The sequence below is a fragment of the Pseudoalteromonas carrageenovora IAM 12662 genome, from assembly GCF_900239935.1.
Lineage (GTDB): Bacteria > Pseudomonadota > Gammaproteobacteria > Enterobacterales > Alteromonadaceae > Pseudoalteromonas > Pseudoalteromonas carrageenovora.
On sequence record NZ_LT965928.1, the window covers coordinates 2,839,464 to 2,862,909 of the forward strand.

Genomic DNA, 23,446 nt, shown 5'->3' on the forward strand with positions numbered 1-23,446 from the left:
CAGATAAATAATTGCTTGGCGCTGTTTATTACCTACTATTAAGTATAAACTATTTATAACTGGTTTACGGAAATGCACTAAATTATGAAAAAAATAGTATACGCAGGTCTTTTTACACTTTTAGCTAGCATAATGAGCTTAACTGCTCGTGCGGAGTCGAGCGTAGGATACTTTGGTTTTGAGCCAGATATAATCACTAACTATATTGGCGCCTCTAGTAAAAAAATGGGCTACGTAAGGGTTACTATCGATTTAATGCTAACCGATACTTCAGATATTGCTATTGTTGAGCACCATACACCATTACTACGTGATGCCTTGGTTGAAATACTATCAAAAGAGCCTGAAGAAAAAATAAAGTCGTTAACTGGTCGTGAAGAGATCAGAGCAAAATGTGCTGAAAAATTAAAAATGTTACTCAAAGAAGAAACAGGACAAGAGATCATCCGTGAAGTCTTGTTTACTAAATACCTGTATCACTAGAGAGCTATTTTTTTGCATTAAAAATATTAGCGGTAAATGCGTAGGCCATACCGCTTAAAAGCCCACCTAAATGTGCCCAGTTTGCCATGCCAACAAATAATACATCAGCAAAACCAAGTACTAGCCAAATAAGCATAAAGCCAATGATTGGTGTACTAACTAGCGCAGGCCGCTTAGGGTTTAAATAGCTATGGATCCAGCAAAAGCCCAATAACCCATATACCACACCGCTTAAGCCACCAAAATTGGGGCCTACAATTAGGTACTGAGCCCAGTTGCTAATAAGCGCAGTTACAACAAAAAGCCCTACTAAGCTAATTTTACCACACTGTTTTTCAATATTATCACCAAGCGACATCCACCAAATTAAATTAAACACTATATGCATAGCACTAAAATGCACAAGTGCAGGTGTAAGCCAACTTAAAGGCTGAGCAGGATTAAATTGAAGCGCGGTGTATATTTTCTCAAAGCCGCCGAGTAAAAATGCAAAATAAATAATTACACTTACAATACTTACCGTTTGGTTTAACCAGCTAAGGGCTTTAAATCGCGCTATTAAGTTAAGCGACTGTCCTTGGTAGGTAAGTCCTGATTGCGTACTTCCTACATCCCAAGAAGCTTGCTGATAGCGTGCATGATTAGGGTTTTGTACAAACTCATCCCATAAAGGTTGTACTTTATGAAAATGCTCAGGCGCAACGCTAATTATTACATTACTACCATCAGAGGAGCTTAACTGCCCTTGTAAACCTTGGCTTTTTAAATAATCTATAAAGCCTTGTGCGGCGCGCGGGTTATTTAAACTGCCAAGTTCAATCATCGTTCTACTTTCTCACTATATGAAGCTTCCCAGGCAGTAAAGCCGCCATCCATGCTATACACATCTTCAAAGCCTTGCTCAACTAAGTAACTTGCAGCACCTTGCGAGCTCATGCCGTGGTAACACACTATAATAATGGGCTGGTCGAATTCTTTTTCCATCATAAATTGGGCTATATTTGCATTTGATAGAGCCTCAGAGCCTGGAATATGCCCTGCTTGATACGAGTTTGGGTCGCGTATATCTGCAATTACTACGTCTTCTTTATCTAACAGCTCATGCGTTTGCGCAATAGAAATATGTTTAAATGCCATTGAAATCTCTTTAATAAATTAAATAAAAAAGGCGGCCATAGCCGCCCTTCTTGTAATTTTTTGTGGAATTAATCCCAGTTTAAAATTACTTTTCCTGACTGACCTGAAATCATCATATCAAAGCCAGCTTGGAAGTCATCTACAGAATACTGATGCGTTATGATTGGGTTTAGATCAAGACCTGATTGAATCAAACTTGCCATTTTGTACCAGGTTTCGAACATTTCACGACCGTAAATGCCTTTGATCACTAAGCCTTTAAAAATAACTTGGTTCCAATCTACCGCCATATCTGATGGCGGAATACCTAACATGGCAATTTTACCACCATGGTTCATGTTATTAAGCATAGAATTAAATGCACTTGGCACGCCTGACATCTCAAGGCCAATATCAAAGCCTTCTGTCATGCCTAAATCATTCATTACATCTTCGAGCTTTTCATTGGCAACATTTACAGCACGTGAAGCCCCCATTTTACGGGCAAGCTCTAAGCGATATTCATTTACATCAGTAATTACAACATGGCGTGCACCTACATGTTTTGCAACGGCTGCAGCCATAATACCAATTGGGCCAGCGCCTGTAATAAGGACATCTTCACCCACCAAATCAAACGAAAGCGCTGTGTGTACAGCATTGCCAAACGGGTCAAAAATAGACGCTAGTTCATCTGAAATGTTATCTGGAATTTTAAACGCGTTAAATGCAGGAATAACTAAATATTCAGCAAAAGCGCCTTCGCGGTTAACACCAACACCTGTGGTATTACGACATAAATGAACACGCCCAGCACGGCAGTTTCGACAATGCCCACAGGTAATATGGCCTTCGCCAGATACGCGGTCGCCAACAGCAAAGCCACGAACTTCTTGACCCATATCAACTACTTCACCTACATATTCGTGGCCAACCACCATAGGCGTAGGTATCGTTTTACTTGCCCATTCGTCCCATTTATAAATATGAACGTCGGTTCCACAAATAGCCGTTTTGCGAATTTTAATAAGCAGATCGTTATGGCCAACTTCTGGTTTTGGCGCATCTGTCATCCAAATGCCCGGTTCTGCTTTTAATTTAGATAATGCTTTCATCATTAACACTCAACTAAAAAACCGAGGACTGGCCTCGGTTTATAAAAAATTTAAATAACACCCATTTCTTTACCAATGCGGGTAAAGGCAGCGATCGCTGTATCAAGCTGCTCAATGCTATGCGCTGCTGATATTTGCGTACGAATACGGGCTTGGCCTTTTGGTACAACTGGGAATGAGAAACCAGTCACATAAATGCCTTCTGCAAGTAATTTATCAGCCATCAGTGATGCTACTTTAGCGTCGCCTAACATAACAGGGATAATGGCATGGTCTTTACCTGCACAGGTAAAGCCTGCAGCTTCCATTTGTTCACGGAAGTATTTAGCGTTTGACCAAAGCTTAGCGCGAAGTTCACCACCATTTTCTAGCATTTCGAGTACTTTAATTGATGCTGTAACAATCGAAGGTGCTAGTGAATTAGAAAACAAGTATGGACGAGAGCGCTGGCGTAACCATTCTACAATTTCTTTTTTACCTGAGGTGTAACCACCTGATGCGCCGCCAAGTGCTTTACCTAATGTACCAGTAATAATATCTACTCGGTCAAGTACATTACAATACTCTGGTGTACCCTTACCGTTTTCGCCAACAAAGCCTACCGCATGAGAGTCATCTACCATTACAAGAGCATCGTACTTATCGGCTAAGTCGCACACGGCTTCTAAATTACAAATTACGCCGTCCATAGAAAACACGCCGTCGGTAGCAATTAGTTTAGTTTTAGCACCCGCTTCGTCTGCAGCAATAAGTTGCTTTTCAAGATCGGCCATGTCGTTGTTCGCATAGCGAAAACGCTTAGCTTTACATAAACGTACGCCATCAATAATTGACGCATGGTTTAATGAATCAGAGATAATGGCATCATCTGGCCCCAAAATTGTTTCAAACAAGCCTGTATTAGCATCAAAACAAGACGAGTATAAAATGGTGTCTTCGGTTTCTAAAAATGCACTAATTTTTTGCTCAAGTGTTTTATGAATATCCTGCGTGCCACAAATAAAGCGAACAGAAGCAACACCAAAGCCATGATCGTTTAAACCATTTTGAGCTGCTTTTATTAGCTCAGGGCTATTTGCTAAACCTAAGTAATTGTTCGCGCAAAAATTTATTACTTTGCCTGATGCAACTTCTATCTCAGCTTGTTGCTGAGACTTTATAATACGTTCGTTTTTATACAAACCTTCGGTTTTTACGTCTTCAATTTGCTGCTGTAGCTGGCTAAAAAAAGCAGATGCTCTCATCTGTGGTCTCCATTTAATTGAACGGGTAAACAGGTACTGTTTAATATGGTGGGTATTGTAAAAGTTTCATGAGTAAAATGCACGGTTTGCAGTTTATCGCAAACACATGCAGTGGCAGGAATTCCTGCCACTTTACACACTAATAAGAGGGTTAGATTTATAATGTTATAAATGCAGGTAAATCATTTATTGAATCAATTACTAGATCAGCAGATTGCTTTGCGTTTTCGTCAAAACTTTGACCTGAACGTACAAGAACACGTGTAGCAATATGTGCCTTTTTTGCAGCTTGCATATCACTAAGTTTATCGCCAACCATAATGCAGTGCTTGGGGTCGATGTTATGCTCTTTAATGCCTTGTAGTAACATACCGGGAGCTGGTTTTCTGCAATCACATTGCTTTAAATATTCTGGTAAAGCCTTTTTAGGGTGATGAGGACAAAAATAAACATCGGCAATTTCAATATTGTGGTTACTAAATTGCGTTTTCATCCACTGAGTGAGCGCTAAAAAATCAGCTTCGGTATAATAACCACGCCCAATACCTGATTGGTTAGTCACTACTATAATTTTGTAGCCTGCATCATAAAACTTTTTACAGGTGCTAAAAATGCCGTCAATAAATTCAAACTCTTCACTTTGATATACATAGCCGTGATCAACGTTAACAACACCATCGCGGTCTAAAAAAAGGGCTTTATTTTGTAGTTCAGTCATTATAAAGATTCTTTTAATACAACATGATCAAACACTGCCTTAACGCTTTCTACGCTTATTTGGCCCATTAAATCATCGCCCTTTACTCGGGTACCCCACGGTACTTGCTGCGCAGTTTTACCGGTTTGTTTAAGTAAATTTTTATGATAAACCTCAACTACGTAGTCTTGGTATAAATAAGGGCCGGTACGAGCCGGGTTTGAGTGTGCATATAAACCAATTACTGGCGTGCCAACCGTTACTGCCATGTGAGCCGGGCCGGTATCTGGGGCAAGTACTAAATCAGCTCTTTTCAAAACACATAGCAACTCTTTAAGTTTTGTTTTACCTACAAGATTTAAAATAGGGCTGTTACAGTGTTTTATAATATTCTCTGCTAAGTTTACTTCAAGCTCGGTAGGCCCGCCTGTTAAAGCAACGTTAAAACCTTGCGCGCGTGCGTGTTCTGCAAGTGCGGCATAACGTTCAGGCAACCAATTACGCTGAGCTTTACTAGCCGCTGGCGAAATAACAAATAACTTATTAGCTAAATAGTCTTGCCCTAATAACTCATCCGCTTTAACTTCATCTTCTCTCGTGTAAGGCATTTGCCAGCTGGGTTCATAATCATTTACCCCTATCGCTTTAGCAAAACCTTTAAAGCCCTCTAATACATGCGCCTCTTTTTGCGCTGCTATGCGTTTATTTATAAATAAGCTGTGTAGCTCTTTTGAGCGCGCCCAATCAAACCCTAATTTAACTTTTGCAGGTATACAGCGTGCTACAAAGCCTGCTCTTAGTGCCACCTGCATATTAAGAAGCACATCAAACTGCTTACCTTTAAAGGTGTTTTTTAATTTTTTAAGCGCAGCCTTACCTTCTTTTTTATCAAATATTACCAGCTCTACACCTGGTAAATCAGCAAGTAACATAGCCTCTACTTTACCCATTACCCACGTTATTTTTGCATTAGGATGCGCTTTTTGAATTGCTTGAACAGCACTAACGGCATGACACACATCACCAATGGCAGAGAGTCTTAAAATACAAATAGAGGAGTAATTAGGCACTTGAGTCACGCATTCCGTTAGGTTTTAAATAATATGATGGGATCTTAAATTATACTCGCGTTAATGCAAGCACTTATCCTGCGCCATAAAACACGTTAATATAGACCTATTATTGAATTATTTTAACGAGCTATGTTTAAGACACGAAAGCAAGGCAAGCACACTATTTTAAGCCACCCAGATTATTTTAACCTTGTTGATATAAACTGGTTTGATGCAGAATATTGGCAAAAGAAAAATAAAATAGTGGGCGCTAAAAAAGGCCGCGCTATAGCATGGTTTTTTAAGCACGATGATTTAACTGCAGTACTAAGGCATTATTGGCGCGGTGGGTTAGTTGGTAAGCTATTAAGCGATCAATACCTTTATCCTGGACTTGAAAATACACGCGTATATAAAGAATTTAGCTTAATGGTAAAGCTTATTGAACTAGGCCTAAATGTGCCAAAGCCCATTGCAGCTAAAGTATCTCAAAGTGGTTTGATTTACCGAGGTGATATAATTACACAAGCTGTTAGCGGCGCTAAAAGCCTGCTCGACGTTCTAATTGAGCGCCCTTTAAATAGTAGTGAGCTTGAAAGTATAGCCAACACTATTGCGCTATTTCATAACAAAGGGGTGTATCACGCCGATTTAAATATCAATAATATTTTATTTAATGAAAAAGGCGACGTATATATTATCGATTTTGATAGGGGGGAGTTAAAAGCACCGAACCCTCAATGGCAACAACGTAATATGGCGCGCTTGGAGCGTTCATTCCTAAAAGAGCAAGGCCGTAATAACGTCTTCAATTGGCAAAGTAATGATTGGGAAGCTTTGTGTACTCTTTACGAAAAGAGGCTAACAGCTTAAAGCTAAATACTGCTGAGCTACTAGTTCAGCATTCACTTTTTGCAAAATACCCGCATTTTCTACATTAGGCTTATTTGCTAAAACTTGCTTTATTTTAGCCGATAGCTCTTCGCTATTTTCTACAGGTACTAAGTAATTAGCCAGTTCGCCTGTTAATATTTCGCTCGGCCCAAAGGTACAGTTTGTACTTACTACAGGCGTACCCACTGCTAACGCCTCAATTAAAACTGTTGGCAAACCTTCAAAGTCAGAGCTTAAAACTAACGCTTGCGCGTGTTTAATCCAGTTATAAGGGTTTTGCTCAAACCCTGGCACAATAAGTTGCTCTTCAATGCCATACTCTTTTGCAAGTTTAAATGCCTTTACTGGCTTATTACACAAAAGTACCAATTTATATTTTTTATCAAGCTTGGCAAACGCTGCAAATAAAATATCGTGTCGCTTTTGCTTAGCTAAGCGACCAACATGAATTAAGTAAGGTGACTGCGGGATAGCCGTATTTACTTCATTAGATTGGCGTTTTATATCAGCTAAATCAAATGGATTATAAATAGTGGTTATTGCACTTGGCGTAATTAAATCGCCTTGGTTGATTTCTTGCTCTACCCCTTTAGATACGCAAACTAGTGACTTGCCATTTAAGTTTTGTTTTGATTTTTTAAGATAGCGATATGAAAATGGCCCTAACTTTTTTTGCCTAGCAAGCTCTGCGTTTACGGAGTTATGCATAACAAAATGCACATTTTTAACCGCACTTTTAGCGAGTAAATTATTACTTCTATCAAGGTTTGAAAGTACTAAATCTATCGCGCCTATGTCTTGTTGTTTATTACTAAACCAGGCCTCTAACTTTGCTACGCTTTTATTTATTTTCCAAAAGCGATCGACTTTAGATGCCCTATCAGTAAATAAACTCTCTACCTTTATTTGCTCGGGTATAGCGTATTCAAAATTATCTGCCAGCGATAAAATGGTTACGCAATGCTCTTTTATAAGCTGCTGAGCAAGGGTTAGCATCACTTTTTCAGCACCACCACCCGCTAATGAATCAATTACAATAACAACATTCATTAATGCTTATCCAATAGCATATTTTTTACACCTTGGGTTATAACATCATAACCTTGCGCATTTTTAAACTGTGAGTATTTACTCAAAAGTTCTTTAAAGTGAGGCTCTATAAGTAAGGCTTCTACTTTATTTATAATGTCGTTTTTATCAAAACGAGCTTTAAGTACTACGCCTGTACTTTCACAGCTAGTTAGGCGTTCATTTTGATCTTTTGAAATAGCACAAGCAACAGCAGGAGTGTTTACAGCAATAGCTTGCAAAAGGGTATCGCCTGCACTTAATAGTGCAAATTTAGCTTGTTCCAACAGCGATAAAAACTCACTATTATCTAAGCTTGTGAGACTAATTACTGTACTCGATGTTGGTAAGGTCTTATTATAATTAGCGCCAAAGACCACCATCCCTTTTAATCCCGTTTTAGATGAGATTTGCTCTGCGGCAGCAAAAAAAACATCTGCGCAATTCTCACCATTGAGCAAATGACCTCCAGAGCCTGCACTAACAATAAAATAATCTTTTTTGTCGAGTTTATAGGTATCTAGCACTTGCTGAGTTTGTTGCTTTGAAGAAAACGCAATATAAGGCCCCACATTTTTGGGCATAGCTAGCGAAAACATATCTATTTTGGTTTTTTCTGCCCAGCTAAGTGGCTCAATACAGTAATCGGGTTGCACTACCCAATGACTATCTATTAAATTAATACGATTAAGCTTTAAGCCTTTAGCACGTTTTTTTGCGTGCTGAGAAATAAACACTACTTTTGCGCCTACTTTTTTAGCCGCCTTCATATGTGCAGCGCGCCCTGCGCAGTCAAAGATTACAACATCTGGTTTATATTCAGTTATAAATTGACATACCTTATCAAGCTCTTTTGTCGGCGAATGTTCGAGTAAAGTTGTATTAAATGGACAGCTTTTAGCATAAGCAGTGTGCTTATTTAAAATAAAGTGTATATCGAGAGTATTTGAGCATTCATTTTGTAGGCTTTGAGCTAGCAACAACGAGCGCATGTATTCACCAATCCCTTGCGGTGATGATACGGGTATAAATAAAAGTCGTTTGTTGCTCATTGCATTCTCTATTTCCTATTTGCGCAGCAGTATATCAACACCATAGTTTTTACGATAGATAGGTTACATTTTTATACATTAAATTAACGCTATTATTTTGATTATTTACTGCATTAACCGCCCTAGGTTGGTAAACTTAGCCGCAATCTTAATCACAAGGATCTGAACTTTGCGAAACAGAATTTTCCTACTTTCTTCTCTATTTTGCGCTATGAGCGTATCAGTAAATGCAGAGCCATGGGTAAAACCAGATGACTACGGACTCAGAGCCGATATTCAACAGCTTGCTGATGCTGGCGTTATTTTAGCGCCCGTAACAACGTACCCTTTAATGTGGAAAAGCTTTATTGGAGAGGTTGAGTCTACCAAGCTTGAGCTTTTATCACCGAGCTTACAAGATGCGTTACTTCGTGTAAAACATCGTTATAAATCAGAAAATGGTAGTTCTCATAGTGTACAACTTTCAGCTTTTGCAGCATCAGATCCAATTCTAGCTACAAGCTTTGGCGCTACAAACACTCAAGAATCTGAAGTAAGCGCAGCGTATGCTTATCTTGGGGATAATTTTGCAGCAAAGGTTGCTATTAACTACCGAAACGATGGCAAAAAGTGTTTAATTGAAGGTAAAACAACTGATGATATAGCCTTAGATGATCAAGCGCTTGAAGATTGTAACGACACTTCATTTGACGATAGCTATTTAGCATACCGCTTAGGTAATTGGATTTTTAGAGCCGGCGCCGTAGAGCAATTTTGGGGACCGGGTGTTGATAACAGTTTAATTATTTCAGGTAATGCCAAGCCTTTACCTGCACTAAGTGTAACGCGTGAGCAAAGCACTGCTTTTGAAACACCGTGGTTAAGCTGGATAGGCCAATGGAGCTTTACCGCCCAAATGGCAAAGCTGGAATCAACCCGCGTAATTCCTGATGCGTTACTGTGGAGCAGCCGTTTAAACTTTCGTCCAATTCAAGAGTTGGAAATTGCGTTAAGTTGGTCTGCACAATGGGCTGGCGAAGGCCAACCAAGCTCTGCCGGTGACTTTATTGATGTTATTACTGGGCAAACCAACTGTATTGACGGCAATGAAAGTTGCGATAGCTCATTAGAGTCTAAAATTGGTAACCAGCTTGCCGGTATTGACGTTCGTTGGTCTGATACATTATTTAGCCACCCCTATGCCATTTATGCCAGTACCATAGGTGAAGATGCCAGCTCACAGTTTAAACCGGCCGACAGAGCTTATTTATTTGGTGTGCAAACGACCCAACGTATTTACGATCAAAATGTATTAGTGAATGTTGAATATATCGATACGGGTGTTTCGTGCACTGCTGAATCAACTAATGAAAACTGTTATTACGAGCACTCAGATTATAAATCAGGTTACCGTTACCATGGCCGCACCATAGGCTCAACCTTTGATAACGATGCACAATCGGTGGTTTTAACACTGCTTGGGCAACTTTCAAACGGTGATGACTGGCAAGTAAAACTACGTAGCGTTGATTACAACAGCGATAATCGCGACCGCTACCCTAGTAACCCAGATTTAGGTAATACAATTACTAAAACTGGTTATAACTCAAAACAGGTTGAACTGCGTTACAGGCAACTTGCAATGGGTGGACGTTTAACACTGGGCGCTTTTGCATCGAACAATGATGGCGCTGAAAACGACACATCAGCGTTTGCTAAGTACGAATATAACTTTTAAAAGTTGTAGAGTGATAATAAAAAGGGTTGAAAACTGCGTTTTCAACCCTTTTTATTATGAATATTTATATTACTGCTTTATTTTACTAATCACTTTTGATGTAGAGCAGCCATCTAAAAATGTCAGTACTTCTACTTTTCCGCCATGGCGCAGTACATGATCGGCGCCCGCAATTTGGTCTACAGTATAATCGCCACCTTTTACTAAAATATCAGGGCTAATTTGCTCGATTAATTTAGCGGGTGTATCGTTTTCCTCAGCGCTACCAAAGGGGATTACCCAATCAACAGAGGCAAGTGCACTTAATACTATTGCCCGCTCATCAAGCGGGTTTATCGGGCGCTCAGGGCCTTTTAAACGGGTAATAGATTCATCGTTATTTAACCCAACAACGAGTCTATCTCCGCGCGCTTTAGCTTGTGCTAAGTAGCGGACATGCCCTGCATGTAAAATATCAAAACAACCATTCGTAAATACAATGGTTTCGCCGTTTTGTTTTGCAAACTCAATATGCTGCAGTACATCATCAAACGGAGTTTGGTAGTGCTCGCCATTAATGTGTAAGTATTGGCCTAGCTTTTGGCTTAGCTCTTCTGGTGACACTGTGGCTGCCCCAAGTTTACTTACTACAATACCGGCGGCTAAATTAGCAATTTCTACTGCATCTTTAGGGGCCATACCTGCCCCAAGCATTACAGCTAAAGTTGCAATAACGGTATCACCTGCGCCAGTTACATCGCTTACTTCTAGCTGCTGAGCTGCAAAGTCGTGTTTTTCATCGGCATTAATTAACGACATACCTTGCTCTGAGCGTGTAAGTAGCATGGCTTTAATACCATTTTTACTAATAAGCTCACGGGCACTTTGCGCTAAAATTTCTTCAGAGCCGGTTTTACCACCTGCTAAATTAAACTCATGCAAGTTAGGCGTAATGTAGTCTGCGCCCTCGTATAAGTGTAAGTCTGGCGATTTAGGATCGATAAGCACGGTTTTACCCGTCGCTTTGGCAATACTCACCATCTCTTTAATTAAGCTGAGCGAGCCTTTACTGTAATCAGAAAACACCACAAAGTCGTATTCATCAAGCACCAGCTCTAAGCGATTTAATAACAGCTGGCTGTGCTGCTCGCTAAAGGTTTCTTCTAAATCAAGGCGTACAAGTTGTTGATGGCGGCTAATAACGCGCATTTTAGAAATAGTCGGTAAATCACATACACTCACAAGCTGTGAACTTATTTTTTCACCTTTTAAAATATTTTCTAAAATTTGCCCGCTTTCATCCTCGCCAATTAAGCCAAGTAGCCCAACTTTGGCATCAAGCCTAGCAATGTTTTTAGCAACATTGGCTGCGCCACCGGCTTTGTCTTCAAACTTACTTACCTTAACAACGGGTACTGGCGCTTCTGGCGAGATACGCCCGGTGTCACCGTACCAGTAGCGATCAAGCATTACATCGCCCACCACTAAAATACGCGCTTTAGATAAGTTTTTTAATAGCGATAAATCCATTACTGCTGCTCCGCAACAACCATATCTATGGCTTCACATAACCAGTGGCCAATAAACATATGCGCTTCTTGAATACGTGCTGTTTCATCGTTTTTGATAATAATTGGCAGCTTGGCAATGTTTTTTACTTTTCCGCCATCACGGCCTGTTAATGCAACAGTAAATGCGCCAATTTTATTAGCGGCTTCAAGTGCTAAATTAATATTTGCACTGGTACCTGAGGTTGTTAAACCAATGACTAAATCTTCTGGTTTACAAAGCGCCTGAACTTGGCGCTCAAACACGGTATCAAAATGGTAGTCGTTACTGTGCGCAGTAAGAATTGACGTGTCGGTTGTGAGCGCCATAGACGCAAGCGGTCCGCGCTCTAATTTATAACGTACTACAAATTCGGCCGCCAAATGCTGAGCATCAGCCGCACTTCCGCCGTTACCAAACCAAATAACCTTACCACCAGCTTGTAATGCACTATGGCATGCTTCTAATAACTGCATAGACTCTTGATGATAAGCCTCCATCGTTTCAAATAAGGCTTGATGACGGTTTAAACTTTCAACGTAGCTTGTTGCCACAGAATCGATAATTGACATGAAAAATTCCTCTAGGAACTGAAATGGCAGGAAAAAATTAAATCCATTATTCCACAGTTTTATTTAGTTGTGTGTATTTTATAGGAATATAGCTGAACTGGAACATAATTTAGTGCTTCACATGTTCAGAAATTATCACTTTCGCGTTAAACTAAGGGCACTTACCTCAATAAAAGTTCAGTATGGCACGCATTTTTTACTCATTCGCTTTAATTTTAATTAGCCCGCTGATTGTATTTTACTTATATGTATTAAGAGGTAAAAAAAACAAAGGCTACCGCGCACACTTTAAAGAACGTTTTGGCTTTGTGAGCAAAAGCTTATTTACAAGTAAAGGCAAACCGTTAGTTGTACACTGCGCCTCTGTAGGTGAAGTACTTGCAGCTGCACCACTTATTAAAGCGCTGCAAAAACAACACCCACAGCTTAATATACTTATTACCTGTAATACCCCTACAGGTCGCGAGCAAATAATTAATCAATTTAAAAATACCGCGGCGTGTAGTTATTTACCTATGGACTTCCCGTTTTCGACCGCCCGGTTTTTAAAACGTTTAAACCCACAAGCACTATGCATATTGGAAACCGAGCTTTGGCCAAACTTAATGGCAATAAGCCATAAAAAGAATATTCCGGTACTGGTACTTAATGCTCGCTTGAGCGAAAAATCGCAACAAGGGTATCAAAAGGTTGCCAAATTAACGCAAATAATTATGCGTTCAATCACGGTACTTGCAAGTCACAATAAAAAAGATGCCGCGCGGTTTATTGAGCTCGGTTTACCCCCCTCAAAAAGCCATGTTACAGGCTCAATTAAGTTTGATATAAATCCAAGCAATGAGCAGCTAGCCTCAGTTGCAAACCTTAAAGCAGAATATAAAACCCAAGAGCGTTTTGTATGGGTGGCAGGCTCTACTCACCCACTTGAACACGAAATGATATTAAATGCCCACCAGCAACTATTAAAAAAACACCCTAATTCGCTTTTAGTTATTGCCCCTCGACACCCTGAGCAATTTGATAAAGTAGCCGACACGTTAGCTCAAAGCCCCCTTAGCTTTAGCCGTCGTAGTAACGATAACTATCAAAACGAGCAAGTACTATTAGCTGATACACTTGGCGAGCTGCAATGTTTATATGGCGCTGGTAATGTAAGTTATGTAGGCGGTAGTTTAATTCGCCGCGGCGGGCATAACCCACTTGAAGCTGCAGCTTTTTCGGTCGGAGTTATAACTGGCCCACATACGTATAATTTTGATCATGTATATCCTGAGCTTATAAAATTAAAAGGCGCTGTGGTTGTTGAAAACACTGATGAGCTTGCTACACAATTAATTAACTTAAGCCAAAACACTAAAGCTTGCCAAACTTTAGGGAATAAAGCGCAGCAGTGCGTATTAAAAAACCAAGGCGCCATTAAAAAAACATTAACCATAATTAATCAGTATTTAGAGCCACAAGCATGACCAATTTAGCCATTACTCAAACCCGTGAGTGGGTATCGTCTGTTATTGTAAAATATAACTTTTGCCCATTTGCCCGCAAAGAAGTTGAGAACAACTGCATTCATTATGTACTTAGCCCAGCAGTAAAAATTGATGATGCGGTAATGGATATGCTTGAGCAATGCACACAGCTTAATCAAAATCCAGATCGCGAAACCACATTAATACTGTTTGATAACGGCTTTAGCGATTTTGAAGACTTTTTAGATTTAGTTGATTTAGCCAATGCGCTACTGGTTGCACAAGGCTTTGAAGGTAAATATCAAATTGCTAATTTTCACCCCGATTACGTGTTTGCCGACAGCGAGGAAGATGATGCCGCAAATTACACAAACCGAGCTCCTTACCCTACACTGCATTTAATACGCGAACTAAGTATGAGCGAAGCGCTTGAAAGCTACGATGAGCCAGAATCTATTCCTGAGCACAATATTAAACTTGCAAGGCGAAAAGGCATCGACTTTTGGCAGCAACTTTTAGAAGGCATAAAAAAACCGAGCGCATAACCGCTCGGTTTTTAAGTATCAAATTCAATGTTACTTTTTAACCCAGCTGCCATTTACTTCAACATAATGACCACTTTGGGTTTTTTCGATTGTTTTAGCCGCTGCGAGTGCTTCTACTTGGGCGAGCGATAAATTGTTCTTTTTAGCTAGTTTTAAATACTGAGCTTTGCGCTTTGCGTTAATTTCTTCAACAACAGCTTTAGCTTCGCTATTTTGTACTACTAAGCCTAAATAACCCGAACTGTTCTCACCCACTAATCCTTGGCTTTTAGCATCATCTAAACTAATCGCCCACGCCGAAAACGACATACACACTGCACCAATTAAAGTGGCAATACTTAATTTATTTTTTATAGTCATCATTTAGCTCCTAAAATAATTCGCTGTCGTCACTGAACAGGGTATCGAGTTCTTTATCCACCTTCACACGAATTTCGTGATCTACTTTTACATTAAGGTTGATAGTTATTGGCTCTTTAGCTGCTACTTCTACTCTGTGCGTACACGCGCTCAATGCGCCAATAGCAGCAAGGGCAATGATAGCCTTAATGCTTAACGAATTTTTCATCATTAGTTTCCTTTTTGAGAATATTGCTGCTCAACTTTTTGTGTTATTTCGTCACTTAATCTTAGCGCTCTTAGTAGCGTAAACACGTTTTCTTCGTGGTTATAGTTAAAATTAACTTGCTGCTGTTGTGGCTCATTAAAGCCTTGTAAGTTAACACCTAAATTTAACCAACCATCACTTTTAAGTGCTACTGTACTATTAAGTTTTTGTATATCAAGGTTTTTAAGTAAGCTCAGTACAGGCTGTAATTCTTGCTGCTGTTGCATAACAGAGTCAAACGCTGCGTTATTGCTAATAATAAGCTTACCTTCGCCTTGGTTTAATAAGCTGCCGTTTGTAACCTCTACGCCACTGTCACTAAAATGAAGGGGCAGCAACCCTTTTAATCGACCAGTTAAAGTAATTCCCGACTTATCATCAAGGGTAATGAGTTTACTCGCATCAATATCTTGAAAAGTAACATTGGCTGTTTGCTGCGATTTTAAAAGCGAGTATTTATCTAATTCAAATACCCCACCAAACGCATTGCCACTTACATCAAATGCTTTCGCGCTATTATTTACCACTTCTATTTTGCCATTAATATTATTAACTACCGCGCCCGCTCTTAATTCATTAACGTTAAAGGTAGTAGGCTCAACATTAAGCTGTCCTGAATCATATTGCCCGCTAAGTTGCGCCCTAAACTGATTAGCTAAGTAATCGTTATAAAGCGCGCTGGTATCATCAATAGTTAAATAAAAATTGGCTTTTTGTAAGTTAACATCGCCACTAATACGCCCACCAAACTCGCCTTGAGTGAGTTGAGCTAACGGCTCAAATTGGCTAATAATTGAATTTAGCGAAAGTACATTTTGCTGCGGAACTATTACTTCAAACGGGTGTTCTACTTTTGAAATATGGTGATTCGCCACCAGCTCTATACCATTTACAAATACATGATGAGACGCTTTAAGCGCTCGGCTTTGCAAGCCCTTTGAATCCACGTTTATATTTTCTAAATCAATGCTCGGGCTTGTCAGTGTACTTATTTGAGTATTCGCAGATAAATGAGCAAATAACTCACCCACGCCTAAGTTTGCCTTTGCACTGAGGGTATTGTTAATACCAGTGAGCTTATACTCATCGTATTGAACGCTTTTAAACTCACTTTTTAAAACCACGTTTGCATCGAGCTTTTCACTCATATTTACCACTAGTTTACCTGTGTAATCGTTAATAGTCGTGCCATAAGCAACGGCTTTGTCAAAGCTAAATGTAGTACTTACTTTACCTACGGGTTTAGAGTCAATGAGTTGAGTAAGTGTAAAGTCGCCGTGGGCTTTTACATTATTAGCATCAGCCGGTAAAAATTCAGGCAAAGCGGTAAGCGTAATATCGTAATTACCACTTAGTTGTGCGTTTTCAAGCTGCGTATTTAGCACTACAGCCTTTATATCATCAGTGTGTAGCTGCGCTTTAAGCTGCGTGCGCGCACTTTGTAAAGGCGTGACTGTATTAACAAACGTATCTGTAAAAGTTATGTCTATGTCTTGCTCGCTTTGCTCATCGCTTGTAAGCGTTATTAACGGCAAGGCTAAATTATTACCTACTAGGCTTATTGGTTTAGGTAAAGCCCACTGCCAATTAAGGGGAAGTTGCTTAACTGCAAAGGCCTTGTAGTCACCTTCAGGAATAAGAGATTGGCAGTTATTACCAAGCGTTACATTGTTTTTAAGCTTACTTGAGTCTAGCCCAAGCTTTTGGGTATTTAAATTATACGCAGCGCTTAGCACCCCTTTAGTATTATTACTAATGTCGCAGTTTTTAAATTTATAGTCATACCGCGCCTGTAAATTACCAGTGGCACTCCCTTCTATTCCATTAAAGCTAAATGCTTGCGATGTATTAAAGCTAAGCCCGCTTAATAACGCGTTATCGGTTTTAAGTAATTGTTTAAGCAATTCATCACTAACTTTAAGCTGCCCTTGTACCTTATTATTGTAAAGCGTTGCGCTGGCACTTAAATCACCACTTACTACAAACTGGTTAAGCTTAGGCTCGTTAATACTTAAAATTAAAGGTTGATTTAAAAACTCACTGTTTATACTTAGTTGCTCAACTGTAATTGTTGGTCTTTTTTCGGGAAGGGCTAAATCTAAAATTGTTGCAGGGCTACTTACTTTATCACTTTGAGGAAGTGGATTTATATTAAGCGCCGCATGTTTAATTTCAACATGGCGAGTATTTGCGGTAATGCCTGTAAGAGCAAGCTCTTGATTTTGGTAACTTAAACAGGCTTTTTGTACGTGCACATTTAACTTACTCGTAAGCGAAAAATCTAAGCAACTTAAGGTAACACCTGCTTTTTCAAGCTCAGGCGCTACAGCCCATTGTAATAGTGGCAAACGAAATACATAGCCAAGCAACACTATACTTAGCAATACAGCCCCCATAATTAAACCAACGCGCTTTAACATACTGTCCTTATAAGCTTTTATTTATACTTTACAAACTATCGTAATTTTAAATCTACGCAATCAAAAAAGGCTGCGCAGTGCAGCCTTTTTTATTTTACAGCTAGATTATGAATCTAACTTGTATATGTCGTTTTTAACCTACATTTTTACGTGCGTTGCGGAACATACGCATCCACGGGCTATCCTCTTTCCAATCATCTGGGTGCCACGAGTTAGCAACAGCGCGGAACACACGCTCAGGGTGCGGCATCATTACAGTGGCGCGGCCATCAGTAGAGGTAATACCGGTAATACCCTCTGGTGAACCATTCGGGTTAGCCGGATATTGCGTTGTCGGATTACCGTAGTTATCTACAAATTTAACCGCAACAGTGCCGCTTTCAAGCGCTGCTTTAGTGGCGGCATCGTTTGCAAATTCTGCATGACCTTCACCATGAGATACAGCAATTGGCATACGCGATCCCGCCATTCCATTAAAGAACACAGATGGATTTTCTTGTATTTCAACTAAGCTAAAGCGTGCTTCAAAACGCTCAGACTTATTTGTTACAAAACGTGGCCAATGCTCAGTACCCGGAATTAACTCTTTCAATGTTGATAACATTTGACAACCATTACACACACCTAAGCTAAAGGTGTTTTCACGGTGGAAGAAGTTTTGGAACTGATCGCGTGCCATATCGTTAAACAATATAGACTTAGCCCAGCCTTCACCGGCGCCTAATACGTCACCATAAGAGAAACCACCACATGCCACTAAGCCTTTAAATTGCTCAAGGGTTAAACGCCCTTCGAGTATATCGCTCATGTGCACATCAACAGCGGCAAAACCAGCACGGTTAAACGCAGCAGCCATTTCTAGATGCGAGTTAACGCCTTGCTCACGTAAAATAGCCATTTGTGGTTTAGCGCCCGTTGCAATGTATGGCGCAGCTATATCTTCGTTTAAGTCAAAGTTAAGTTTTACGTTTAAGCCTGGATCTTTTGCATCAAACTTGGCATCAAACTCTTGCTTAGCACAATCAGGGTTATCACGACGTGCTTGCATTTGGTACGTTGTTTCGGCCCAAATAGTACGCAATTCAGTACGAGTGTGATTAAGTACCGTTTGCTCGCCGCGGTTAAATACAATGCTATCGTCGCTATTAAGCGAGCCAATCACGTGGCTAATTGCAGCAACACCATATTGCTCAAATACAGCATTTACGGCATCTAATTCGCTGTTAGCCACTTGAATTACTGCACCAAGCTCTTCGTTATAAAGTGCTTCTAAGTCTGAGCCTGTTAAGCCCGCTAAATCAACGGTTACACCTGTGTGCCCTGCAAATGCCATTTCAGTTACGGTAGTAAATAAACCACCGTCTGAACGGTCATGATAAGCAAGTAGTTTGCTATCTGCTACAAGTGCTTGCATAGCATTGTAAAAGCCTTTAAGTAACTCAGGGCTGTCTACATCAGGTGTAACATCACCAAGCTGCTTATAAACCTGTGCAAGGCTCGATGCGCCCATACGGTTTTTACCAGCACCTAAATCAACTAAAATAAGCGAAGTGTCGCCTTTATCAGTGCGTAACTGTGGAGTTACTGTTTTACGTACATCGTCAACACGACCAAAGGCAGTAATAATAAGCGATAACGGCGACGTTACTGATTGCTCAACACTATCGTCATCGTTTTTCCATGTCGTTTTCATCGACATAGAATCTTTACCTACAGGTATAGTTAAACCAAGTGCTGGGCAAAGCTCTTCGCCTACCGCTTTTACGGCTTCGTAAAGGCCCGCGTCTTCGCCGGGGTGACCCGCTGCAGCCATCCAGTTAGCAGATAGCTTAATGTTTTCAAGGCTACCAATATTTGCACAGGCAATATTAGTTAACGACTCTGCCACCGCTAAACGAGCCGAAGCTCCATAATTTAATAATGCCGCCGGAGTACGTTCCCCGAGTGACATAGCTTCACCGTGATAAGTATCGTACGTTGCCGCAGTAACCGCACAGTTAGCAACAGGTACTTGCCAAGGGCCAACCATTTGATCACGTGCTACTAAACCGGTAACCGAGCGGTCACCAATAGTAATTAAGAATGTTTTTTCTGCAATTGTAGGTAAGCGTAACAAACGCTGCGCAGCATCAGCTACATCAATAGCGCTTGCATCTATGGCTGTACCAGTTACTTGCTGAGATGTTACATCGCGGTGCATTTTAGGCGCTTTACCTAACAATACATCTAGCGGTAAATCAACAGGGTTATTATCAAAGTGGCTATCGGCTACAGTTAAATGAGGTTCAGCGGTTGCTTCACCAATCACTGCATACTGTGCACGTTCACGCTTACAAATTGCTTCAAAACGGTCAAAGTCTTCAATACCTACAGCAAGTACATAGCGCTCTTGCGATTCATTACACCAAATTTCATGAGGTGCCATGCCTGGCTCATCGTTAGGGATATCGCGTAGTTGGAATTTACCACCACGGCCACCATCGTTTACCAGTTCAGGAAACGCATTTGATAAACCACCAGCGCCTACATCATGAATAAATGCAATTGGGTTTTCGTCACCTAACTGCCAACATTTGTCGATGACTTCTTGACAACGACGTTCCATTTCAGGGTTTTCACGCTGTACAGAGGCAAAGTCTAAGTCTTCGTTTGATTGACCCGATGCCATACTTGATGCAGCACCACCGCCTAAACCAATGTTCATAGCAGGGCCGCCTAGTGCAATTAGTTTTGCGCCTACTGGAATCTCGCCTTTTTGAACATGATCAGCACGAATATTACCTAAACCACCGGCAAGCATAATTGGTTTGTGGTAACCACGTACCTCTTCCCCATTGTGGCTTGTTACTTTTTCTTCGTACGTGCGGAAGTAACCTAATAAATTAGGACGACCAAACTCATTATTAAATGCAGCACCGCCTAGAGGTCCATCCATCATAATATCAAGTGCGTTAACGATACGCCCAGGCTTACCAAAGCCGCTTTCCCACGGTTGCTCGTAACCTGGTATACGTAAGTTAGAAACCGTAAAGCCAACTAAACCTGCTTTTGGCTTAGAACCACGCCCTGTTGCACCTTCGTCACGAATTTCACCACCTGAACCGGTAGCCGCCCCCGAAAATGGTGCAATTGCCGTTGGATGATTGTGAGTCTCTACCTTCATTAATATTTCAATGTCTTCTTGATGATACGCATATTCACCTTGCGCATTCGGGAAGAAGCGACCCGCTTTTGAGCCTTTCATTACTGCCGCGTTATCTTTATACGCCGACAATACATTTTCAGGGTTGTGCTCAAAAGTATTTTTGATCATTTTAAACAGTGATTTTGGCTGTTCAATGCCATCAATTGTCCAATCAGCATTAAATATTTTATGACGACAATGTTCTGAGTTTGCTTGGGCAAACATAAATAATTCTATGTCGTTAGGATTACGACCTAGCTTTTTAAAGTTTTCTACTAGGTAGTCAATTTCGTCATCGGCAAGAGCAAAACCTTGCTCAACATTTGCGGCAGCTAACGCTTCGCGACCACCACCTAAAATATCAACTGATGACATTTCACGTGGAGAATCATTACGGAACAACTGTGCTGCAGCTTCAAGCTCAATATGAGTTGCTTCAGTCATACGGTCGTGTAATAACGCCGTTACTTGCGCAAGTTGCTCTGCACTTAGCTCACCTTCTATATAATAAGCAATACCGCGCTCTACACGGTGGACCTGTTTAAGGCCACAGTTATGCGCTATATCGGTTGCTTTAGATGCCCAAGGCGAAATGGTACCAGGGCGAGGTGTAACAAGTACTAATGTGCCAGCTGGGGTATGCTCGGCAATAGTAGGACCATAAGTTAATAGCTTTTCAAGCTTGGTTTGCTCATCAACACTCAAAGGCGATGTTAAATCGGCAAAATGAGCATACTCGGCATATACGTTGGTGACTGGAAGTTGCGATTGTTTGCAACGCGCTAAAATTTTATTAACTCTGAACTCTGACAGTGCTGGTGCACCACGAAGGATCAACATAGATAATTTCATCCGGGGTTAGGGATTGAACGATATTTTAGGGCGACATTATAGTCTAAGTAGCATCCAGATTTAACTCCAAATTGCGCTTTTCATAAAATTAACTTTTTAGCTTTATTTATAGTCCGCTTTAGCTAATAAAATAAAAGGGAAAGTGACGAAATGGCTAAGTTTTGCTATAACGGGTGCTAGCGCGTATAAGGGGCACTGAATGTTCAAAGAAAAACTAATAATAATCATTACTTTAGTTATGCTGTTATGTGCATGTGATATGCAAGAACAGTCAACCCAACTTGCTCAAATTAAAGAGCAAAATAAAATACGCGTGGGTACGCTGGCTAGTGCCAGTAATTATTATCAAGCAGTTCAAGGCGAGCAAGGCTTTGAATACGAGCTTTCTCAAGCTTTTGCCGATTACCTAGGTGTTGAACTTGAAATAGTCCCCTTTTTTAATTTATCAGACATGTTTGCTCGCCTTGAAAGTGGCGACTTAGATTTAATTGCCTCAGGCCTTACATACAATAAAGCGCGCGCGCAGCAATATAGATATGGCCCTACCTACAGAACAATTAGCCAAAAACTTGTTTATAAGCAAGGGCGCGTTCGTCCGCGAGAATTTGATGATTTAGATGGTAACTTTACTGTAATAGCTAAAAGTAGCCATTCGCTTACCCTACAAAAAATTAAGAAAAACAATCCATCACTCTCCTGGACCGAAAGCGAAGAATTTGATGAAGAGGAACTACTTCAGGCCGTTATAGATGGTGAAATAGATTACACGCTAGCTGATTCCCATACATTATCGCCATTCAGGCGCTACCACCCTAATTTAAGTATTGGCTTCTCTGTATCACATAACGATCCAATTGCGTGGATACTTAACAAATCAACAGATGACTCTTTATACGCGTTATTGGTGCCATTTTTTGGAGATGTTAAACAAAGTAACCAGCTTTACGTGCTCGAAGAGAAGTATTTTGGCCATGTGCGCCAATTTAACTACGTTAATACGCTTGCCTATATTGAAGCAATAAAAGAGACACTCCCTACTTACAGACCTTGGTTTGAGCAATATGCCGGTACTCTCGACTGGCGCTTGCTTGCAGCATTGAGTTATCAAGAGTCTATGTGGAACCCACGAGCAAAATCGCCAACCGGGGTGCGTGGTATTATGATGCTAACGCGCAGCACAGCCAAGCAAGTAGGTGTTACCAATAGATTAGAACCTGAGCAAAACATACGCGGTGGCGCTAAGTACTTAAGTAAACTCATTAAGCGCATTCCTGATCGTATTCCGCAACCAGATCGCACGTGGCTAGCATTGGCGGCATATAATGTAGGTTGGGGACATGTTAACGATGCACGTATTATCACTGAGCAGCAAGGGGCAAGTCCAGATAAGTGGGCCGATGTTAAAAAACGCTTACCGCTGCTAATTAAAAAGCGTTACTACCGTAAAACACGTTACGGCTATGCACGTGGAGATGTGGCTGTAAAATATGTTGATAATATTCGCAGATATTACGACGCACTCGTTTGGCTTGATGAAAACAATGCTATTGCTCCAGAGCCAGAACCTGAAACTGCGCCTGAGCCAGAGCCAGTACAAAACGAACCCGCGCCTACTGAACCAGCTAAAACTGAACCCGCAGCGCTTCAAAGCAAAGTAAAAGAAGAGGAAAGTAATCAGTAAGACCAAATTTCTATAAATAATCGAATTACTTTAAAAACAAAAACTAAGAAAATTAAAAAGCTGTTTACTTGTCATCAAATGATCACTAATGTGTGTTAATAGTATATCTGCACTTTTATACAGATATACCTTGTGCCTTTCTCACTCTCACGCA

The 23,446-nt window shown here is 40.6% G+C and carries 20 protein-coding genes; 6 read left to right on the forward strand and 14 right to left on the reverse strand.

Translation table 11 applies throughout. The annotated features are described in order from the left end of the window. Window positions 1-84 precede the first annotated feature (84 nt). Entirely contained in the window at window positions 85-483 is a 399-nt protein-coding gene (locus tag ALFOR1_RS12860; RefSeq protein WP_058548692.1) for a flagellar basal body-associated protein FliL, read from the forward strand. 4 nt (window positions 484-487) lie between these two features. Here the strand turns inward: ALFOR1_RS12860 and glpG are convergent, their stop codons facing one another. The 6 genes from glpG to ALFOR1_RS12890 all read right to left on the reverse strand — a co-directional run bounded on the left by glpG (window position 488) and on the right by ALFOR1_RS12890 (window position 5,734). Further along, window positions 488-1,306 carry a rhomboid family intramembrane serine protease GlpG gene (gene glpG, locus ALFOR1_RS12865; RefSeq protein WP_104643192.1) on the reverse strand — a complete coding sequence of 273 codons (819 nt, stop codon included), beginning with the start codon at window positions 1,304-1,306 and terminating at the stop codon, window positions 488-490. Further along, a complete protein-coding gene (gene glpE, locus ALFOR1_RS12870; protein ID WP_058548694.1) occupies window positions 1,303-1,620 on the reverse strand; it encodes a thiosulfate sulfurtransferase GlpE in 318 nt (105 codons plus the stop codon). Before glpE ends, glpG begins: the two co-directional genes overlap by 4 nt. A gap of 68 nt (window positions 1,621-1,688) precedes the next feature. Further along, window positions 1,689-2,714 carry an L-threonine 3-dehydrogenase gene (tdh, locus tag ALFOR1_RS12875; RefSeq protein ID WP_058548695.1) on the reverse strand — a complete coding sequence of 342 codons (1,026 nt, stop codon included), beginning with the start codon at window positions 2,712-2,714 and terminating at the stop codon, window positions 1,689-1,691. 50 nt (window positions 2,715-2,764) lie between these two features. Continuing rightward, the gene (locus tag ALFOR1_RS12880) at window positions 2,765-3,958 is read right to left on the reverse strand and encodes a glycine C-acetyltransferase (protein WP_104643193.1); all 1,194 of its coding nucleotides are present in this window, start codon (window positions 3,956-3,958) and stop codon (window positions 2,765-2,767) included. Window positions 3,959-4,115: 157 nt separating this feature from the next. Then, window positions 4,116-4,676, reverse strand: a complete 561-nt coding sequence (gene gmhB / locus ALFOR1_RS12885) for a D-glycero-beta-D-manno-heptose 1,7-bisphosphate 7-phosphatase (protein ID WP_104643194.1) — start codon at window positions 4,674-4,676, stop codon at window positions 4,116-4,118. Beyond that, window positions 4,676-5,734 (reverse strand): glycosyltransferase family 9 protein, encoded by a 1,059-nt coding sequence (locus ALFOR1_RS12890; RefSeq protein ID WP_058548698.1) that lies wholly within the window; start codon window positions 5,732-5,734, stop codon window positions 4,676-4,678. Before ALFOR1_RS12890 ends, gmhB begins: the two co-directional genes overlap by 1 nt. A gap of 123 nt (window positions 5,735-5,857) precedes the next feature. Between ALFOR1_RS12890 and ALFOR1_RS12895 the strand changes: the two genes are divergently transcribed. Beyond that, on the forward strand, window positions 5,858-6,580 hold the full coding sequence (locus ALFOR1_RS12895) for a 3-deoxy-D-manno-octulosonic acid kinase (RefSeq protein WP_104643195.1): 723 nt from the start codon (window positions 5,858-5,860) through the stop codon (window positions 6,578-6,580). Here ALFOR1_RS12895 and ALFOR1_RS12900 read toward each other — a convergent pair. Next, window positions 6,569-7,651 carry a glycosyltransferase gene (locus ALFOR1_RS12900; protein ID WP_104643196.1) on the reverse strand — a complete coding sequence of 361 codons (1,083 nt, stop codon included), beginning with the start codon at window positions 7,649-7,651 and terminating at the stop codon, window positions 6,569-6,571. The genes ALFOR1_RS12895 and ALFOR1_RS12900 overlap by 12 nt on opposite strands. Next, window positions 7,651-8,721: a hypothetical protein gene (locus ALFOR1_RS12905; RefSeq protein ID WP_104643197.1), complete on the reverse strand. Its 1,071-nt coding sequence runs from the start codon at window positions 8,719-8,721 to the stop codon at window positions 7,651-7,653. The genes ALFOR1_RS12900 and ALFOR1_RS12905 overlap by 1 nt, the downstream gene beginning before the upstream one ends. Window positions 8,722-8,932: 211 nt before the next feature. Here ALFOR1_RS12905 and ALFOR1_RS12910 point away from each other — a divergent pair, with 211 nt between their 5' ends. Next, window positions 8,933-10,438: a capsule assembly Wzi family protein gene (locus ALFOR1_RS12910; protein ID WP_104643198.1), complete on the forward strand. Its 1,506-nt coding sequence runs from the start codon at window positions 8,933-8,935 to the stop codon at window positions 10,436-10,438. Between the two features lie 69 nt (window positions 10,439-10,507). Here the strand turns inward: ALFOR1_RS12910 and hldE are convergent, their stop codons facing one another. Both hldE and ALFOR1_RS12920 read right to left on the reverse strand, forming a co-directional pair. Then, complete coding sequence (hldE, locus tag ALFOR1_RS12915) at window positions 10,508-11,947, reverse strand: bifunctional D-glycero-beta-D-manno-heptose-7-phosphate kinase/D-glycero-beta-D-manno-heptose 1-phosphate adenylyltransferase HldE (RefSeq protein WP_104643199.1); 1,440 nt, start codon at window positions 11,945-11,947, stop codon at window positions 10,508-10,510. Then, window positions 11,947-12,537 (reverse strand): D-sedoheptulose-7-phosphate isomerase, encoded by a 591-nt coding sequence (locus tag ALFOR1_RS12920; RefSeq protein WP_058548704.1) that lies wholly within the window; start codon window positions 12,535-12,537, stop codon window positions 11,947-11,949. Before ALFOR1_RS12920 ends, hldE begins: the two co-directional genes overlap by 1 nt. 182 nt (window positions 12,538-12,719) lie before the next feature. Between ALFOR1_RS12920 and waaA the strand changes: the two genes are divergently transcribed. Beyond that, window positions 12,720-14,003 (forward strand): lipid IV(A) 3-deoxy-D-manno-octulosonic acid transferase, encoded by a 1,284-nt coding sequence (waaA, locus tag ALFOR1_RS12925; protein WP_104643200.1) that lies wholly within the window; start codon window positions 12,720-12,722, stop codon window positions 14,001-14,003. After that, window positions 14,000-14,548 carry a DUF1415 domain-containing protein gene (locus ALFOR1_RS12930; protein ID WP_104643201.1) on the forward strand — a complete coding sequence of 183 codons (549 nt, stop codon included), beginning with the start codon at window positions 14,000-14,002 and terminating at the stop codon, window positions 14,546-14,548. The genes waaA and ALFOR1_RS12930 overlap by 4 nt, the downstream gene beginning before the upstream one ends. Before the next feature lie 30 nt (window positions 14,549-14,578). Here ALFOR1_RS12930 and ALFOR1_RS12935 read toward each other — a convergent pair whose 3' ends face one another. The 4 genes from ALFOR1_RS12935 to purL all read right to left on the reverse strand — a co-directional run bounded on the left by ALFOR1_RS12935 (window position 14,579) and on the right by purL (window position 21,599). Continuing rightward, window positions 14,579-14,908: a YdbL family protein gene (locus tag ALFOR1_RS12935; protein ID WP_006791592.1), complete on the reverse strand. Its 330-nt coding sequence runs from the start codon at window positions 14,906-14,908 to the stop codon at window positions 14,579-14,581. A gap of 10 nt (window positions 14,909-14,918) precedes the next feature. Continuing rightward, window positions 14,919-15,116 (reverse strand): YnbE family lipoprotein, encoded by a 198-nt coding sequence (locus ALFOR1_RS12940; RefSeq protein WP_104643202.1) that lies wholly within the window; start codon window positions 15,114-15,116, stop codon window positions 14,919-14,921. Window positions 15,117-15,118: 2 nt separating this feature from the next. After that, window positions 15,119-17,575 carry a YdbH domain-containing protein gene (locus tag ALFOR1_RS12945; protein ID WP_104643203.1) on the reverse strand — a complete coding sequence of 819 codons (2,457 nt, stop codon included), beginning with the start codon at window positions 17,573-17,575 and terminating at the stop codon, window positions 15,119-15,121. Between the two features lie 133 nt (window positions 17,576-17,708). Further along, the gene (gene purL / locus ALFOR1_RS12950; RefSeq protein WP_104643204.1) at window positions 17,709-21,599 is read right to left on the reverse strand and encodes a phosphoribosylformylglycinamidine synthase; all 3,891 of its coding nucleotides are present in this window, start codon (window positions 21,597-21,599) and stop codon (window positions 17,709-17,711) included. A 211-nt stretch (window positions 21,600-21,810) separates the two neighbouring features. Between purL and mltF the strand changes: the two genes are divergently transcribed. After that, on the forward strand, window positions 21,811-23,292 hold the full coding sequence (mltF, locus tag ALFOR1_RS12955) for a membrane-bound lytic murein transglycosylase MltF (protein WP_104643205.1): 1,482 nt from the start codon (window positions 21,811-21,813) through the stop codon (window positions 23,290-23,292). The last annotated feature ends 154 nt before the right edge of the window (window positions 23,293-23,446 follow it).